This window comes from Burkholderia sp. Ed8 (genome assembly GCF_040761425.1).
Lineage (GTDB): Bacteria > Pseudomonadota > Gammaproteobacteria > Burkholderiales > Burkholderiaceae > Burkholderia > Burkholderia seminalis.
Genome location: NZ_CP142885.1, coordinates 1257739 through 1275678 on the forward strand (window position 1 = coordinate 1257739; position 17940 = coordinate 1275678).

Genomic DNA, 17940 nt, shown 5'->3' on the forward strand with positions numbered 1-17940 from the left:
CATCGGCGCATCAGCGTGCGAAGTCCGACGTGCTCTGGATGAATGTATTCAGCTTCGAGATGTTCACGCTGCCGAAGCCCGTCGTCGCGTCCCAGCCGGCCTTCGCCTTGTAGCCGTACGTGCCGCTGCCGTTGTTGCCGGACGTGACGTCGTGCAGCAACGCTGCGTTGGACGGGAAGTACTTGTAGATGCTCGACGCGGGGAAGCCGAGCGCATTGTTGTTGGCCGACTGCAGCCGCGCCCAGATGCCCGTGAAGATCGGCGCGGCGAGGCTCGTGCCGCCTTCGTTGTTCAGGTAGCCCGAGCCCCACAGCGTGTCGGAGGTCTGGCCGTTCACGACGAGAATCGCGCCGGTGCGCAGGTCGGCGTCGAAGCCGACGTCGGGCAGCGCGCGCTTGGTCGAGCCGGTCAGGGTCGACGACTGCCACGTCGGCGCGGCCTCGTACTTGCTGTACCCGCCGCCCGTCGACCACACCGTGCCCGGCTGCCAGCTCGGATCGTTCCAGACGATCTCGCTGTTGTACGCGTTGGTCGACGTATTCGTGAACAGCGTCGTGCCGCCTACGGCGATCACGTACGGCGACGTGGCCGGTTCGCTCACCGTGTAGGTCGAGCGCGACGGCGTGCCGCTCGCGCATTCGTACGCGCCGTGGTCGCCGGCCGACACGGAGAAGGTCTGCCCCTGCGCGACCGCCTGTTTGAAGATGGTGTCGTCGGTGGCCTGCGAGCCCGTGCTGTTGGCGGACGATTCGCACACGCCGAGCGACACGTTGATCACCTTCGCGACGTTGTCGGTCACGGCCTTGTTGTAGGCGGCGGTGATCGCGGTGAGCGTCATCGACGGCGCCACGTAGAACACGACCTGCTTCACGGCACCGCCTGCCGAGCCGACGATCGACTGGCTGTCGAGGTTCCATTCGACGGTGCCGTCGGTGTCGGTGTACGAACTGCCGGACGGGCCGGTCTTCACGATGGCGCTTGCGATCGTGCCGAGGCCGTTGTTCGCCGCGAACGTATTGAGGTCGCTCACCGTCTGCGACAGGTCGCCTTCGGAGATGACGCCGACGGTGGTTTGCGACGCGTTCGGCACGCCGTCGCCGCCGTAGATCGACGAGAACTCGGTCGGGTTGTGCGGCACCGCCGACGCGCCGGCCGGAATCGTCAGGTTGCTGGTGTTGCCTTGCGGCTTGCTGCCCGCACCGGTATGCATCAGCTCGACGTTCTGCAGCCCGAGCACCGCACCCACGATGTTGCCGATCGCGTTCGGCACTTGCGCGGCATCGGTATTCGCATAGACGCTGCGGCCGTTGCGCGTGAAGCGCTTGAGCGTCGTGCGGAATGCGGACTTGACGGTCGCCGCGGTGCCGGACGCGGATACCAGCAGGCGGTTCGGCGCGACCACGATGTTCACGAAACCTTCCTTGCGCAGGTGCGCGACGACGGACGCGACCTGCTGGTCGGTCGGCGCATATTGCGCGGCGAACTGCGCCGGCGTGAGGAACTGCCTGTAGTGCGGCGAGCCGGGCGTATGCAGATCGCGCAGGTACTGGTCGAGTTGCGCCTCGTTGCGCAGGTTCAAGCCGAGCACGATGTCGACCGATTCGCCGGGCGCCATCTCGATGGCCGACGCGGCGGCGGCGGCCGTGCTCGCGGCGGGCGCGCCGGCGGTACCGGCTTCGCTCTGCTGCACGAGCGGCAGGAATCCCTTGGTGCGGGTTTCCGTCCAGCCTGCCGCCGGTGCGGCATGGGCGGTCGCCATGCCGAACGAAGCGAATGCCGCGGCGGCGAGTGCGAGCTTGACGATGCGAATGTGCTTGTGTTTCTTGTCTGCAACCTGATTCATTTGAATTACCCCTCCGGTTGAACATCGAACGGCACGAACAACAACGGTCGACAGCGGTGCGGATCGTGCACCGCCGCTTGCTGCCGCATGCGTGCGGATGGCACGGACGCGACAGGGCCTTTCACCCGATCCGGAGAGATGGGTTTGCTCCGGGGGCGAAATACGGAAAACGCGATAACGGGAGGGCTGCGTCGCGCTGCGAGGCAGCCGCGCCGGACTGGATGCGGGCGGGATTGCTAGAGCAACAGTTTCGTTGTCCTGCTCATTTGATTCGATCCTTCGGCCCGCTGCCGGATGACAGCCGTCCAATGAGATGCATCGGGATATTGCATGCGCCGGTGTGCGAGAAAATCAGCCGGCGGCGAGCACTGCGGTGCGGCGGAAGCGAAAAAACGTAGAGCGGAATCGATTGCGTGGTGAGCAATCCGTCAGATTGCTTGCATCGGAAGTTATCAAGAACGAAAGCGCAGTGTCAAACTTTTTTTGATTATATGAAACAAAATTAAACCGAATAAAGCGCAATGATTTTGAAAAGATCGACGGCATTTTGTAATGCTCGAAACCGACAAGGAAGGTAATGCCGGAATCGATTCGTCGATCATTTCCGATTCGTTTCGTAATGGCCGGTTGCTATCGAGGAAACGCTCGAATGGCCGGCGGGTGCCGCGGAAGGTCGAATTCGAGAACGGCATTGCCGCGGGGCGAGGCGAGATGGCGCAACTGCCCGCCGTGCGCCTGGACGATCGCGCGCGCGACGAACACGCCGAGCCCGGATTCGACGAATCGTCGCGAACCTTCGTCTTCGATCCGGACGACGGCGCCCGCGGCGCGATCTTCGACGAAGAGCTTCAGCGTGGCCGGCGCGGAATGGCACCGCAGGTCGTCGAGCAGCGCGAGAACGGCCTGCCGGATGCGCGCGCCGTCGCAGGTCACGACGGTTGCGTCGGTCGTCAGATCGATGACGAACCCCGCTTCACGAAACGCTTCGCGGACCGAATCGATGGCACCGGCGATTTCGCGGTCGAGCGCCGTCGAGCACAGGTCGAGCGTCAACCCCTCCGGCCGTTCGGCAACCTGAAGGTCGTCGACGAACCGGAACAGGTCGTCGACATGGTGAAGCAGCGCGTCGCTTGACGATGCGTCGGCTTCGTCGACGAGCCCCTTGATGGCTTCGAGCCGGGTTTCGAGTGCCCGGAGATGTTTCAGTTGATGGGTCATCGCATTGAAGTCCTCGATGAAGCGCGACAGGCCGGACATGCAGCCGTCGCGGGAAATCGCACGCGCCGACCGATCGCCGGCGGCGATGCGGGCGGTGTCGGCGGCCATCGCGTCGGGTGCCGCGAGCGTACGGCGCATCTGCCGGAACAGGTCGAACGCGGCGGCCAGCAGGCACACGAACAGCACCGTCGCGAGCATCAGGTAAGTGGACGCGCTGCCGGTCATCGTGCCAGCCGCTGCATCGTGCGGGAATGCCGCCGGGTGACGCGACGCGTAAAGCAGGAAGGCAACGGTGCAGGCGGTCAGCACGGCGACGATTGCGTCCAGGCCGATCGCCTGTCCGATTTGCCGGCCGGGCTTCGCCGGCAACGTCACTGCAGGCCCCGCAGCCGGTAGCCGACACCGCGCATCACTTCGGGCATGCCCGGTGCGCCGGCCTGTTCGAGCTTCTTGCGCAGCCGGCAGATGTGGCTGTCGACCGTGCGCTCCAGCGCGCTCACGTCGGCCATGCACGCATCGAGCAGTTCGCCGCGCGTGAACACGCGGCTCGGCGATCGCGCCATGTGAGCGAGCAGCCGGAATTCCGTCAGCGTCAGCGTGATCGGTATCTCGGCGGAATCCGTCCGCACGCGGGCCAGATAGCTGTCGGTGTCGATCTCCAGGTCGCCGACGCGCAACATGAGCGCAGCCGGTGGCGCGGCCGACCGGCGCAGGATCGCGCGCAGCCGCGCGACGACTTCGGCCGGGTTGAACGGCTTGACGATGTAGTCGTCCGCGCCGGCGTGCAGCGCCTGCAGCCGGTCGAGGTCGCGGTCGAACGCGGTGAGGACGACGACGGGCGTGTTGCCGCGCCGCCGCAGCTCGGTGAGCACGTTCCAGCCGTTTTCCCGCGGCATCTTCACGTCGAGCAGGATCAGGTCGGGCTTCAGGTGCGGCTGTACGTCGAGCACCGCTTGCCCGTCGGCGACGCGGTAGGTGCGAAAGCCGTCGTGCGTCAGGTATGCATCGAGGATGTCGGAGATATCGGGTTCGTCTTCTGCAATCAGTATCAGGGAATTCGTCATGGGGTTCGCCGTGCGATGTCGAACAATCGGGGCAGCCCGTTGCCGGGCCGGATCGCGCCGTTCCGTCCCGCTGCCGCGCGGGATGGAGCGGCGCCGTTCGTTCAGTTCTGCACCACGCTCGCCGACGGTGCGACGTCCTTGTCCGTCAGGCCGCCGCCGAGCGCCTTGTACAGTGCAACGGCGTTGCCGAGCTCGCTGCGACGCAGGTCGAGCAGCGCCTGCCGTGCCGAGTAGAGCTGCCGCTGCGAGTCGAGCAGTTCCAGCCGCCCCTCGACACCCGCGCGATAGCGCAGGTTCGACAGGTCGGTGCGGCGCTCGGCCGAGCCGACCACGCGCGTCTGCGCGTCGATCTGCCGTCCGAAGGTCTCGCGCCCGGCGATACCGTCGGCTACTTCGCGGAACGCGGTCTGGATCGAGCGTTCGTACTCGGCGACGGCACTCGACTTGCGCACTTCCGCGAGACGCAGCTCGGCGCGCAGGCGCCCGCCCTGGAAGATCGGCACCGTGACCTGCGGCGCGAAGCTCCACGTGCGTTGTCCGCCGTCGAACAGGCTGCCCATCGCCGGGCTGAGGAAGCCGATCGACGACGTCAGCGACAGGCGCGGGAAGAACGCTGCGCGTGCGGCGCCGATATCGGCATTGGCGGCGACGAGATTCTGTTCGGCTTGCTGGATATCAGGACGACGGAACAGCAGTTCGGACGGCAGCCCGGCCGGCAGTTGCGTCATCACCGGTTGCTGCTGAAGCGGCACCGGCTCCGGCAGATCCTTCGGCAAATCGGTGCCGACCAGCAGGCGCAATGCGTTGCGTGCCTGCTCGACGGCGCGCGTGCGCGCTTCGAGATCGGCCGTGGCGCTCGCGACCTGGCCTTCGGCCTGTGCGATGTCGACGCCGCTCGCCTGATGCGCATCCTTCAGGCGGCGCGCGAGGTCGAGCGACTGTCGCCAGTCGGCGAGGGTGCGCTCGGACAACTGGCGTTGCTCCTGCGCGAGGCGTTCCGCGAAGTACGCGTCCGCGACGCCGCCGACCAGCGAGATCTGCACCGCGCGGCGGCCGTGATCGGTTGCGAGGTAGCGCGCAAACGCCGCATCCGACTGCGACTTCACGCGACCGAACAGGTCGATCTCGAACGCGCTGATGCCGACGTTCACGCCGTACTGGTTCTGCGTCGTGCCGAACAGCGGCGGACTCGACTGCGTGTCGTCCGACGTACGCTGGCGCGTGAAGCTCGCGCCGGCGCCGATCGACGGCAGGCGCGCGGAACGCTGGACGCCGTACTGCGCTTCGGCGGCCTCGACGTTCAGCGCCGCGACGCGCAGGTCGCGGTTGTTCTCGAGCGCGAGCTCGATCAGCCGCTGCAGGCGGCGATCGCCGAACATCGTGCGCCAGCCGAGATCGGCGGCGTTGGCCTGGAGGTCGGCGGCGGCGGCGGCGGCCGTGTAGGCCGTCGGCGCCGGCATCGAGGGCTTGACCAGCGTCGGCGCGAGCGAGCAGGCCGACAGGGCGAGGACGAGGGGGAGAATGAGCAATCGCATGGCATCAACCTTCCTGTCCGTGAGTCGGGGCGGCCGGCTGCTTGCGGGAAGCCCGCCATGCGCCGATGCGCTCCTGGATGCTCGTCACGAACACAAAGAAAACAGGGACGAAGAAAATGGCCAGCACCGTGGCGGTCACCATGCCGCCGAACACACCGGTACCGATCGCGTGCTGCGTTTCGGCGCTGGCGCCGGTCGCGATCATCAGCGGCACGACACCGAGGCCGAACGCGAGCGAGGTCATCAGGATCGGGCGCAGGCGCAGCTTCGACGCCTGCACGGCCGCTTCGACGAGCCCCTTGCCTTCCTCGCGCAGCTGCTTCGCGAATTCGACGATCAGGATGGCGTTCTTCGCGGACAAGCCGATCACGGTGATCATCCCGACCTTGAAGAACACGTCGTTCGGCATGCCGCGCAGCAGCACCGCCCCGATCGCGCCGATCAGGCCGAGCGGTACCACCAGCATCACCGACAGCGGGATCGACCAGCTTTCGTACAGCGCGGCGAGCACGAGGAACACGACGATCATCGACAGCACCATCAGCATCGGCGCCTGCGACGCCGACTGGCGTTCCTGCAGCGACTGGCCGGTCCACTCGACCGCGAAGCCCGGCGGCAGTTGCGCGGCGAGACGCTCCATCTCGGCCATGGCCGCGCCGCTCGACTGGCCCGGTGCGGCGTTGCCCGAGATCCGCGCGGACGGGTAGCCCTTGAAGCGCACCATCTGCAGCGGCGTCTCGGCCCATACCGGGCGAACCACTTCGGACAGCGGCACCATGCCGCCGGCCGCGTTGCGCACGTACAGCTTCATCACGTTGTCGATCTGCATGCGCGCCGGCGCGTCGGCCTGGATGATCACCTGCTGCATGCGGCCCGCGTTCGGGAAGTCGTTCACGTAGGTCGAACCCATCGCGGTCGACAGCGTGTCGCTGAGCGTCGTGAACGACACGCCGAGCGCTTGCGCCTTCGCACGGTCAATTTCGAGGCGGATGCTCGTGCCGGCAGGAAGGCTGTCCGGGTACACGCCCGCCACGACCTTGCTTTGCGCGGCGAGTTCGAGCAGCTTGACTTCCGCCGCCTTGAGCGCCGCCGCGCCCTGGTTGGCACGGTCTTCCAGACGCATCGAGAAGCCGGAGCTGTTGCCGAGTTCGTCGATCGCCGGCGGCAGCAGGCTCATCACCGTGCCTTCGGTCACGCCGGCCATCGCTTGCTGCGCGAGCATGCCTTCCTCGAGGGTCGACGCGCCGCCCCGGTTCTTCCAGTCCTTCATCACGGACCAGTTGATCGCCGCGTTCGGACCTTGCCCCGAGAAGCCGTAGCCGATCACGGAAATGCTCGACTGGATTGCCGGACGCGAAGCAAGATGCTTCTCCAGCGTCTCGACCACGTCGTGCGTACGTTCGGCGGTAGCGTCCGCGGGCAGCAGAAAGCTGGTGATGAAGTAACCCTGGTCCTCGTCCGGCAGGAACGACGACGGCAGGCTGCGGAAGCCGAACACCAGGGCGCCGGAGATCGCGACGAACACCAGCATCACCCGGCCCGTGCGGCCGACCAGGCGGCCGACGCGCGTCTCGTACCATTTCGTCAGGCGATCGAAGCGGCGGTTGAACCAGCCGAAGAAGCCGCGTTTCTCGTGATGGCCCGGTTCGAGCGGCTTGAGCATCGTCGCGCACAGGGCCGGCGTGAGCGTCAGCGCCAGCAGCGCCGAGAACAGGATCGACACGGCCATCGACATCGTGAACTGCTGGTAGATCACGCCGACCGAGCCGCTCGCCATCGCCATCGGCAGGAACACCGCGGTCAGCACCAGCGTGACGCCGATGATCGCGCCGGTGATTTCCTTCATCGCCTTCGAGGTCGCGTCCTTCGGCGACAATCCTTCCTCGGCCATCAGGCGCTCGACGTTCTCGACGACGACGATCGCATCGTCGACGATGATGCCGATCGCGAGCACCATGCCGAACATCGTCAGCACGTTGATCGAGAAGCCGGTCATCAGCATCACCGTGAACGTGCCGAGCATCGCGACCGGCGCGACGATGGCCGGAATCAGCGTATAGCGCACGTTCTGCAGGAACAGGTACATCACGAGGAACACGAGCACCATCGCTTCGAGCAGCGTGTGCAGCACCTTCTCGATCGAGATCTTCACGAACGGCGACGTGTCGAGCGGAATCGAGTAGGTCATGCCGGACGGCATCGACTTGCTCAGTTCGGCCATGCGCGCACGGATCGCGTCCGCGGTCTTCACCGCGTTGGCGCCCGGTGCGAGCTGCACGCCGGCGAGGGTGGCCGGCTTGTTGTTCTCGCGGCTCACGAACGTGTAGTTCTGCGAGCCGAGTTCGATGCGTGCGACGTCGCCGAGCACGACTTTCGAGCCGTCCGCGTTCGCGCGCAGCACGACCTTCGCGAACTCCTCCGGCGTCGTGAGCTGGCCCTGCGCGATGAGCGGCACTGTCACGCGCTGGCCCGGCAGCGCGGGCAGCGCACCGAGGCTGCCCGGCGCGATCTGCACGTTCTGCTGGCCGATCGCGGTCGTCAGGTCGCTCATCGACAGGCCGAAATTGATCAGTTTCTGCGGATCGACCCAGATGCGCATCGCGCGTTCGGAGCCGAACTGCAGCACCCGCCCGACACCGTCGATTCGCCGCAGTTCCTCGGACACGCTGCGCGCCATGTAGTCGGCGAGCGCTCCTTCGTCGAAGCGGCCGTTGTCGGAGCGCAGGCCGATCAGCATCAGGAAGCCGGACGACGCCGATTCGACGATCAGCCCGTTCTGGCGCACGGCCGCCGGCAGGCGCGGCTCGACCGACTTGATCTTGTTCTGCACGTCGACCTGCGCCATCTCCGGGTTGGTACCAGGCTTGAACGTCACGGTGATCTGCGCGGAGCCGGACGTATCGGCCGACGATTCGAAGTAGAGCAGGTTCCTGACGCCGGACAGTTCGCGTTCGATGAGGCTCAGCACGCCGTCGTTCATCGTCTGCGGCGTGGCGCCCGGGTAGTTCGCGGTGATCGTGACGGACGGCGGCGCGACCGACGGGTAGCGCGCGACCGGCAGTTGCGGGATCGCGATCAGCCCCGTCAGGATGATGAAGAGCGCGATCACCCACGCGAACACCGGGCGTCGGATAAAGAATTCAGCCATGACTGGTGGCTCCTCGTGACTCAGTGCGCGGACGCGGTGGTGGCCGCGTCGGGCGACTTCCAGTCGGTCGCGGCGGCCGGCGCGCCGTCGATCAGGCGTTCCATGCCTTCGACGACGATCTTCTGGCCGGCCTGCAGGCCCGACTTGATGCGGTAGCTGCGGTTCGTCAGCTCGCCGACCTCGACGGCCTTCAGATGCGCGGTGCCCTTCGCGTCGAGCACCCACACCTGCGGCTTGCCGCCCGCGCGCACGACCGCCTGTTGCGGCACCATCACCGCGCTGGCGTAGTGCGCGCGCGGAATGCGGGCACGCACGTACATGCCCGGCAGCAGCTGGCGTTTCGGGTTGTCGACCAGCACGCGCAGCAGCACGTCGCCGGTGCCCGGATCGACGTTGACGCCCGAGAACAGCATGCGTCCCTTCACGTCGAAGCGCGTGTCGTCGTCGCGCAGCACGTCGACCGGCAGGCCGTTGCCCGTCGCGCCCGGCTGCGCGGCAAGCGCGCCGCGCAGCGATTCGAGCGACGCGGCCGGCTGGCGCACGTCGACGTAGACCTGGTCGATCTGCTGGATGCGCGCCATCGGCTGGCTGTCGGTGCTCGACACCAGCGCGCCTTCGGTCACGAGCGCCTGGTCGATGCGGCCGGCGATCGGCGCCTCCACGGTGGCGAATTTCAGGTCGAGCTGGCGGCGCGCGAGCGTCGCGCGGGCCTGCGCGACGTCGGCGGCGGCCTGGTCGCGTTGCGACACGGCGTCGTCGTACACCTGGCGGCTGATCGCATCGGCCTCGACGAGCGGCTTGAAGCGCGCGGTCTGCACCTTCGCGCGTTCGAGCGCGGCCTGCGCGCGCTGCAGCGACGCGGCGGCCGTGTCCATATCGGCCTTGAACGGCGCCGGATTGATCTGGAACAGCGGCCGGCCCGCGCGCACCTCGGTGCCTTGTTCGAACAGCCGGCGCTGGACGATGCCGCTGACCTGCGGGCGGATCTCGGCGATCCGCACGGCCGCGACGCGGCCCGGCAGGTCTTCGCTCACGTCGAGGGGCGCGGCCGCGAGCGTCATCGCCGCAACCGGGATGGCCGGTGCGGCGGCCTGCTGTTCGGCGGGTCCGCACCCCGCCAGTACTGCCGCCGTCAGCGCGCATACCGCGCTGTAGCAGCATCGTTTCTGATTCTTCATGGCGACTCCAGGAAATGCAGGCAGTCCATTGCCTGCTTTGACGGAGCGGAGTGTGCGTGGATTAGTTGGCGTCTTTTATGCGGAAAGATGGAGATTCGATGGAGCCGGCGAAAGGAACCGAAAAGAGGGGGCGTGCGTCGCGACGGTCGAACGAATGGGGGCGGGGCGGTATCCTGCGTGCGGTGGTGCCGGCAATCCGCACGTTGACGCAGTCAACGAGGAGCGATCGCGGCCTGGCGAGCTACGCTGGCCGTCAGCCGAAAGACACGGCAGTTTGACGGCCAGTCGGACGCCGCGGTGTTCGGGCTCGATGCGCGCGATGGCTTGCGCCGGTTCGTGAGGACCGAACCGGCGGGGCGCTGGGCGAATGGAGTGACGAGGCGGCGCGGCTGCACCGGCTCGCGACGACAAGGCTGCCGCGCCCACGGCGGCTGGATGTCGCGCAGGCGGCGGGGCGCGAGCGGATGCTGCTGAATGCGGTGCGCGGCGACAACCTCGAACTGGCGGAACTCGCGCCGGCCGCGAAGATGACGATCGTTATCGACGTGTTGAAAGGCCGCGCACGAATCGCTCCTCCTATCCGTGCGCTATCCAAATTTCGTAGTACTCCTTTTGTTTTTACACGAATTCTCGCATTTGCTACGCATTCCCAGCGTCAGTCGCGATCCCGCCAGGCATTGGCGAAACGAAGGCCGTCGCCGAGCGTGCACTGGAACACCTGGGCCGGCGCGACGGGCTGGTACGTCGTGGGCGAAAGCGAGCGCACCGTTACCGTCGCGCTTTCGTCCTGCATCACGCGATACTGGATCAGCTCGAGCACCGTCGCGCCGCTCGGCTGGACGGTCAGGTGCTGGTTGGCGAACGCGAGCGTATTGCCGCCGACTTCCATGAAATCGCGTATCGCGAAACCGCCTGATACGGTGGGTACGGGTGCCCGGGTTGCGGCTTGCTGCGCGTTCTGGCACTGGTTCGGCGAGAAGATCGCGGTGACCGTCACGCCCGCGAAGAGCCGCGTGCGCAGCTGGCGATACGCATTGGCGCTGTCCGGTTGGGTGCCCGCGGCCGTTGCCGCGAGGCTGGTTGCCGCGCCGGCGGCAACCAGAACAATGGCGAAGCGATTCAGCATTTTCCTGTCTCCGTGCGATGAAACCAACGGCACCATAGCACGGTGCGCTCGCATGGTTCAGACGGTTGACGCGTAGTCGCGCTACGGTCTGGCACCGGCTTTACGCAGCACATCCGCGGCATCGGTGTTGTCGTGCGTCAGCGCGAGCTGCAGCAGCGACTGGCCGCGCCGGTCGACATGGTTCGGATTCGCGCCGTGCGCGACGAGCAGCGGAATCAGTTCGAAGCGATTGAACAGCGTCGCGAACCCCAGTGCGGTTTCGCCGGCGCCGTTCGTCTGGTCGATCGGGCAGCGTGTGTCGATCAGGCGGCGGGCGATGTCGGGTTCGTTCTTGAAGAGCGCACCCATCAGCGCCGTATTGCCGTGTCGATCGCCGATGCACGCGTTGGCGCCGGCCGACAACAGGTAGTCGAGTGCGGCGGGCTGGCCGTCGTACGACGCGAGTATCACGGCCGTAAAGCCGCGGCTGTCGGTAGTGTCGACAGGATACCCGGCGTCGTGCAACGCGCGCAGGATGTCGACGCGGCCGACGCGGGCGGCGTCGAACCAGTCGCCGTCATAGCGGCGCAGTGCGGCGGGATCGGCCTTGCCGTACGCCGGCCGGTCGGGCAGGTGCGCGCAGCCGGCGATCGCGGCCAGCGCCAGCGCCGTCGTCGCCACGCGAACCGCATGGGTGAAACGTTCTGATCGCATGAGGGTGTCCTGATGAAGAAATCGGGCCGGCGTGCGCGGCGCTCCCGCGCACGCCAGGCTGCGACCGGCGTCGCGCGATCAGTTGTCGCTCAGTTTCGCCGCAAGCGACTGCACCTGCTGAACGTTCGCGTGAACGGCCTGCGCGAGCCGCGTGCCGTAGTCGGCATCGGCCTTGTAGAAGTACGACAGCATCGCGTACTGGTTATGCGCGTTCTTCACCTGGCCGAGATCGCCGGACAGCGCGGTGACGAGGTCGTCCTTGTCCTGCTGCGACAGGCTGCGGTAGTACTCGCCGGCTTGACGGAACAACAGCTTCTTGTGGATCGCTTCCTGTTGCGTCGTGCCGCTGAGCGGCGTGCGGACCGACTTGTACTGCGGATCCTGCGCCAGCTCGTTCAGCGTCGACGGCTCGTAGTTCACCTCGCCCTTGCGATCGCCGAAGTTCATCTTGCCGTCCTGGTTGTTGTTGACCACCGGCACGACGGGGCGGTTGATCGGCAGGTCCATGTAGTTCGCGCCGAGGCGGTACATCTGCGTGTCGGCATACGCGAACAGGCGATCCTGCAGCATCCGGTCTTCGGACGGCTCGATGCCCGGCACGAGCCGCGACGGCGCGAACGCCGATTCCTCGGTTGACTGGAAGTAGTTGTCGGGCACGCGATTGAGCGTCATCGTGCCGATCTTGCGTTCAGGTACGCCGGTCCACACCTTCGTATCGTCCAGCGCGTCGAAGTCGAAGCGGTTCAGGTCCTTCGGCGTGAGCACCTGCACGTACAGATCCCACTTCGGGAAATCGCCTTGCTTCAGCGCGCCGTACAGGTCGTTCGTCATCATGTTCCAGTCGTGCCCGATCGACGCGGCGATCTCTTGCGGACGCAGGCCGTGCACGCCTTGCTGGCTCTTCCAGTGGAACTTCACGTAGTGCACGTCGCCCTGCGCATTGACGAACTTGAACGCGTGCACCGCGAAGCCGTCCATGCGACGGTACGAGTCGGGCATCCCGGCATCCGAGTACAGCATCGTCAGCATGTGGGTCGCTTCGGGGGTGTGCGCGAAGAAGTCGAACGCGAGGTTCGGGTCCTGCACGCCGGTCACGGCGCTCGGCTTGTTCGCGTGAACGAAGTCGGGGAACTTGATGCCGTCGCGAATGAAGAACACGGGCCAGTTGATGCCGACCATGTCCCAGTTGCCCTGCTGCGTATAGAACTTCACCGCGAAGCCGCGCGGATCGCGTGCCTGTTCGGGCGAGCCGCGATAACCCATCACGGTCGAGAAGCGCACGAACACCGGCGTGCGGGTGCCGGGCGTGAAGACTTTCGCTTTCGTCAGGTCGGAGATGTCGGCGCTCGGCACGAACTCGCCGAATGCCCCGGTGCCGCGCGCATGCACGACGCGTTCCGGAATGCGCTCGCGATCGAAGCGCTGCAGTTTCTCGATGAGCGCGGAGTCCTGCAGCAGCACGGGGCCGGCGGGGCCGGCCGTCTGCGAATTCTGGTTGTCGCCGACGGGCGCGCCCGTGTCGCGCGTGAGTTCGGCGGCATACGGGGAAGCGGAGAGGGCAACGCAGATCGCGGCGACTGCGTGCCGCAGCGCACGATGAGAGGATGAGGACATGACGATGGAACTCCTTGAATCCGATCGGTGGTGGGGAAGCCGACTGAATTAGAAGATATCGTCAGATGATTGGCTAATTGATATTCGATATGTTTTCGATAGCCGCGGTGTCGAAGCGGCGCGGGCCCGCTCGTTGCGGACGACCCGACCCGACCCGACCCGGTATTGTTGCGCGCGCAATGGGTTGTTGCGGCACGCGTGATGCGGCGACCGTGCGTCACGCGCGCCGGCGCCGTCACCCTGCGTTTGCCTGCCAGCCGAGCCCAAGGCTCTTCTGCACCGACACGTAGTCCTTGATCAGTTCGGCTTGCCCGGCAATCACGTTCTGCTGCGCGGACAGCGCTTCGCGTTGCGTATCGAGCAGGTCGATCATCGACGCGACGCCCGCACGATAGCGCTCGTCCATCAGCGAGCGCGAATGCACGGCCGATGTCTGCACCTTCGTCAAGGCGACGACGTGCTCGCGCTGGTGTCCATAGCGCTGCAATGCGGTGTTGGCATCCTGTAATGCGCCGAGCACGGCCTTCTGATAATTCGCTTCCGCTTCGTCGCGCGACGCTTCGGCTGCCCGTACCGCGCCGCGCGTGCGACCGAAGTCGAGGATGTTCCATTGCAGGTACGGCGCACCGACCCACGTGAAATTCTGCTTGCGGAACAGGTGCCCCGGGTCCGCCGCGCTGAAGCCGAGATCGCCGAGCAGCGTCACCTTCGGGAAATAGTCGGCCACATGCTCGCCGATCTGCGCATTGCTCGACGCGAGCCGGCGCTCGGCCGCGCGAATGTCGGGGCGTTGCTTGAGCAGCGTGGCCGGATCGCCGATCGCGACGTTGCCGGGCAGCGTCGGCAGCGGCACATCCGCGCTCGACAGCGCGGCATCGAGCGCGCCGGGCGCGCGGCCCGTCAGGATCGCGAGCCGGTCGAGCGACTCCGTCACCTGCGCGTCGAGCGGGATCAGCGACGCGCGCGTGTTCTCGACCTGCGTCTTCAGGCGTTCGATGTCCGCATCGGCCGCGACGCCGCGCGCGCGGCGCTGCTGCGTGAGTTCGAGCATCTTCTGCTGCAACCCGGCGGTTTGCCGCGACAGCGCAAGCCGCTGCTGCTGGTCGCGCAGGTCGACGTACGCATTGGCGACTTCGGCTGCGATCGACACCTGTGTATCGGCGAGGTCGGCATCCACTGCTTCGGCCTGTGCGGACGCGGCTTCGACCGCGCGGCGCGTACCGCCGAACAGGTCGATTTCCCAGGTTGCGTCGAAGCCCGCCGAATAGAGCTGCAGCGGGCCCGAGCCGCCCAGCGACGGCGACGTGCCGCCCGACGGGTTCGAGCCGTTCGACGGCAGCAGCGAACCGAGCGCGCTGATATCCGGTTCGCGCATGCGGACGGCCGCGGCGGTGGCCGACGCTTTCGGCAACTGGGCCGCACGCTGTTGCGAGAGCTGTGCACGCGATGCACGCAAGCGTGCCTGGGCCGCGTGCAGATCGGGGTTGAAGACGAGCGCGGCGGTGATCAGCTCGTCGAGCTGACGGTCGTTCAGCGCGCGCCACCACGCGCTCGGGGCGGGCGCGGCGGTGTCGACGCCGGCGGCAGGCGCACGCACGAACGTCGGCGCATCGGGGGCGGCGGGTGCGCCGCGATAGTCGGGGCCGACCGTGCAGCCGGCGAGCAGGCACGCGGCCGCGCACAGCGTGAGTGCGGGGCGGCGGGGCGGGAAGAAGGGTTTCATCGCGTAAGACGGTTCAATGGCCGGACGACATCGGTTGCGGCCCGCGCGGCGTTCTCAGCAGCAGCGCGAGCGGCACGCAGGCGAGCAGCGCGAGGCCCAGCAGATAAAAGGTTTCGGAGTAGGTCATCACGACGGCCTGGATCTGGATCTGCTGCGCCAGTTGTCCGAGCGCGCGCAGGTTCGAATACGCGAGGTCGCCGGTGTGCGAGAACCAGTTGGCCGCATAGGCGGACAGCCGGTCCTGTCCGATCAGCGAGTTGGCGGTCACCGATTCGCGGAGCATGGCTGTATGGTAGGTCGTGCGCCGGTCGATCACGGTGCCGATGATCGCGAGGCCGATCGAACCGCCGAGGTTGCGCGCCATGTTGTAGAGCCCGGCCGCGTCGCCCGAATCTTCACGCGCGACGGCCGCCATCGATGCCTGGTTGAGCGGCATCATCGCGAGCATCTGCGCGACGCCGCGGATCAGTTGCGACCACACGAAGTCGTGGCCGACGCTCTGCGCGGTCAGGCTGATGTCGAGCATGCAGCTCAGGCAGAACAGCAGCAGCCCCGAGATCACGAGGATGCGGAAATCGACCTTGCCGAGCAGGCGCGGCAGGATCGGCATCACGAGAAAGGCCGGCAGCCCCGACAGCAGCATGATCGCGCCGGCCTGTTCCGCGTTGTAGCCGGCGACGATCGCGAGGAACTGCGGCAGCAGGTAGGACACCCCGTACAGCCCGGCGCCGACCGCGGACACGATCACGATCACGCTTGCGTAGCGCGGGTTGCGCATCAGCGACAGCCGCACGATCGGCCGTGTCGCGAAGCGTTGCGACAGCGCGATCAGGATCATCCCGGCCAACGACACGATGCTCAGCGTGACGATCATCTGCGATTCGAACCAGCGTTCGCGCTGGCCTTCCTCGAGCACGACGGTGAGCGAGCTCAGGCCGATCGCGAGGCCGAAGATGCCGAGCCAGTCCGCGTTGAAGAACGCGCTCCAGTGCGGGCGGTCCGACGGCAGTCCGAACACCAGCAGCGCCATCAGCAGCAGGCACACGGGCAGGTTCAGGAAGAAGCACCAGCTCCAGCTCACGTTTTCCGCGAGCCAGCCGCCGAGCACCGGGCCGAACAACGGCCCGAGCAGCACGATCAGGCCGAACAGCGTCATCCCGACCGGCAGTTGCGACAGCGGCAGCCGCGTGCGGATGATCGTCTGCGCGGTCGGGATCAGCGCGCCGCCCGTGAAGCCCTGGCCGATCCGGCCGGCGATCATCATCGGCAGCGAGTGCGACCAGCCGCACATCATCGAGAACGCGATGAACAGCGCGGAGTTCGTCAGCAGGAAATTGCGCAGCCCGAACACGCGCGTGAGCCACGCGGCGAGCGGGATCATCACGATCTCCGACATCAGGTAGCCGGTCGAGATCCAGGTGCCTTCGGTGCCGGTCGCGCCGATTTCGCCCTGGATCTGCGGCAACGCGGAGTTCGTGATCGAAATGTCGAGCGTGGCCATCAGCGCGCCGAGCGCGCCGGCCGCGACCGCGATCCAGTCGGTGACGCTTGCGCGGCCTTCGTGCGGCGGCGCGGGCATCGTGGCGGACGTATCAGCCATGGCGCTGCTCGTCGCGGGCCGAACGCGTGTCGACGTCGACCGTGACCGACAGCCCCGGCAGCAGCATGCGCTGCGCGCGGGCGTTCGAGTCCAGGCGGATGCGCACCGGCACGCGCTGGACGATCTTCGTGAAGTTGCCGGTCGCGTTTTCCGGCGGCAGCAGCGCGAACTGCGCGCCGGTGCCGGGCGCGAAGCTGTCGACGACGCCGGACAACGTGCCGTCCGGCAGTGCGTCGACATGCAGCGACACGGGCTGGCCGATGCGCATGTTGCCGATCTGCGTTTCCTTGAAGTTCGCGACGAGATAGATCGAGTCGACCGGCACGACGGTCAGCAGCCGCGTGCCGGGCTGCACGTACTGGCCGACGCGTACCGTGCGATCGCCGACGCGGCCGGCGAGCGTGCTGCGCACGATCGTGTTGTCGAGATCGAGCTGCGATTGCGCGGCGCTGGCCTGCGCGGCCTCGAGCTGCGCGCGCGCCTGCTGGAGTTGCGCGGTGAACGACGCGATCTGCGTGCGCGCGGCAGCGATCGACGCGTTGTTCGCGGCCAGCGTCGCGGCGGCCTGGTCGCGTGTGCTCTTCAGGTCGGCGACGCGTTCGTGCGTTTCGGCGCCGGTTGCCGCGAGTGGCGCATAGCGCGTGTATTCGTCGCTGGCGTGCTGAGCATTGATGCGGGACACCTTCGCCTGCGCGTCGGCCTGCTCGAGATTCGCACGCTGCTGGCTGATGTCGGCTTCGGCGCGCGCGATGTCCGCACGGCGGGCGTCGACGGTGGCCAGCGCCTGCGCGAGCGCGACCTGGTACTGGCGGACATCGAGCCGCACGAGCGGATCGCCGGCCTTCACGGCCTGGTTGTCGCGGACATAGACGTCGGTCACGTAGCCCGCGACTTTCGGCGCGGCGGTCATGCTGTCCGCCTGCAGGTACGCATCGTTGGTGCTTTCGATGAAGCGGCCGACCGTCCACCAGCGGCCGAGCCAGACGGCGCCGCCGATGGCGGCGAGCACGGCGACGGCGAGCAGGATGCGCCGCTTCGATCCGCCGTTTCCGTTGCGCGGCGTTGTTCCGTTTTCCTGACGATCTGCTTTCTGTGGCGGGTGCTGGGGCGGGTCTTGCGGCGTCGACATGCGGGATCCAATTTATTCCAAGTGGAAGAATTATTCCAGTTGATAAAATTGTGTCAAGTAGAATATCGA

12 protein-coding genes are annotated in these 17940 nt (G+C 66.9%); all 12 read right to left on the bottom strand.

What is annotated here, in order from left to right:
- Window positions 1-10: 10 nt before the first annotated feature.
- Window positions 11-1843, bottom strand: coding sequence for a protease pro-enzyme activation domain-containing protein (locus tag VXM69_RS05920; RefSeq protein WP_034185753.1), 1833 nt, complete (start codon window positions 1841-1843; stop codon window positions 11-13).
- Between the two features lie 630 nt (window positions 1844-2473).
- Window positions 2474-3436 (bottom strand): sensor histidine kinase, encoded by a 963-nt coding sequence (locus VXM69_RS05925; protein WP_367189149.1) that lies wholly within the window; start codon window positions 3434-3436, stop codon window positions 2474-2476.
- Window positions 3433-4125 (bottom strand): response regulator, encoded by a 693-nt coding sequence (locus VXM69_RS05930; protein ID WP_034185754.1) that lies wholly within the window; start codon window positions 4123-4125, stop codon window positions 3433-3435. Before VXM69_RS05930 ends, VXM69_RS05925 begins: the two co-directional genes overlap by 4 nt.
- A 101-nt stretch (window positions 4126-4226) precedes the next feature.
- A complete protein-coding gene (locus VXM69_RS05935; protein WP_367189150.1) occupies window positions 4227-5660 on the bottom strand; it encodes an efflux transporter outer membrane subunit in 1434 nt (477 codons plus the stop codon).
- 4 nt (window positions 5661-5664) lie between these two features.
- The gene (locus VXM69_RS05940; RefSeq protein WP_367189151.1) at window positions 5665-8808 is read right to left on the bottom strand and encodes a multidrug efflux RND transporter permease subunit; all 3144 of its coding nucleotides are present in this window, start codon (window positions 8806-8808) and stop codon (window positions 5665-5667) included.
- Between the two features lie 20 nt (window positions 8809-8828).
- Window positions 8829-9986: an efflux RND transporter periplasmic adaptor subunit gene (locus VXM69_RS05945; RefSeq protein ID WP_367189152.1), complete on the bottom strand. Its 1158-nt coding sequence runs from the start codon at window positions 9984-9986 to the stop codon at window positions 8829-8831.
- Between the two features lie 655 nt (window positions 9987-10641).
- A complete protein-coding gene (locus VXM69_RS05950) occupies window positions 10642-11112 on the bottom strand; it encodes a VirK family protein (RefSeq protein WP_226226818.1) in 471 nt (156 codons plus the stop codon).
- 81 nt (window positions 11113-11193) lie between these two features.
- The gene (locus tag VXM69_RS05955; protein ID WP_367189153.1) at window positions 11194-11805 is read right to left on the bottom strand and encodes an ankyrin repeat domain-containing protein; all 612 of its coding nucleotides are present in this window, start codon (window positions 11803-11805) and stop codon (window positions 11194-11196) included.
- A gap of 78 nt (window positions 11806-11883) precedes the next feature.
- The gene (locus VXM69_RS05960) at window positions 11884-13419 is read right to left on the bottom strand and encodes a catalase (protein ID WP_200086679.1); all 1536 of its coding nucleotides are present in this window, start codon (window positions 13417-13419) and stop codon (window positions 11884-11886) included.
- Between the two features lie 235 nt (window positions 13420-13654).
- Complete coding sequence (locus VXM69_RS05965) at window positions 13655-15142, bottom strand: efflux transporter outer membrane subunit (protein ID WP_367189154.1); 1488 nt, start codon at window positions 15140-15142, stop codon at window positions 13655-13657.
- Window positions 15143-15155: 13 nt separating this feature from the next.
- Window positions 15156-16742: an MDR family MFS transporter gene (locus tag VXM69_RS05970; RefSeq protein WP_034185762.1), complete on the bottom strand. Its 1587-nt coding sequence runs from the start codon at window positions 16740-16742 to the stop codon at window positions 15156-15158.
- Window positions 16735-17871 carry an HlyD family secretion protein gene (locus VXM69_RS05975; RefSeq protein ID WP_301741895.1) on the bottom strand — a complete coding sequence of 379 codons (1137 nt, stop codon included), beginning with the start codon at window positions 17869-17871 and terminating at the stop codon, window positions 16735-16737. Before VXM69_RS05975 ends, VXM69_RS05970 begins: the two co-directional genes overlap by 8 nt.
- Window positions 17872-17940 lie beyond the last annotated feature (69 nt).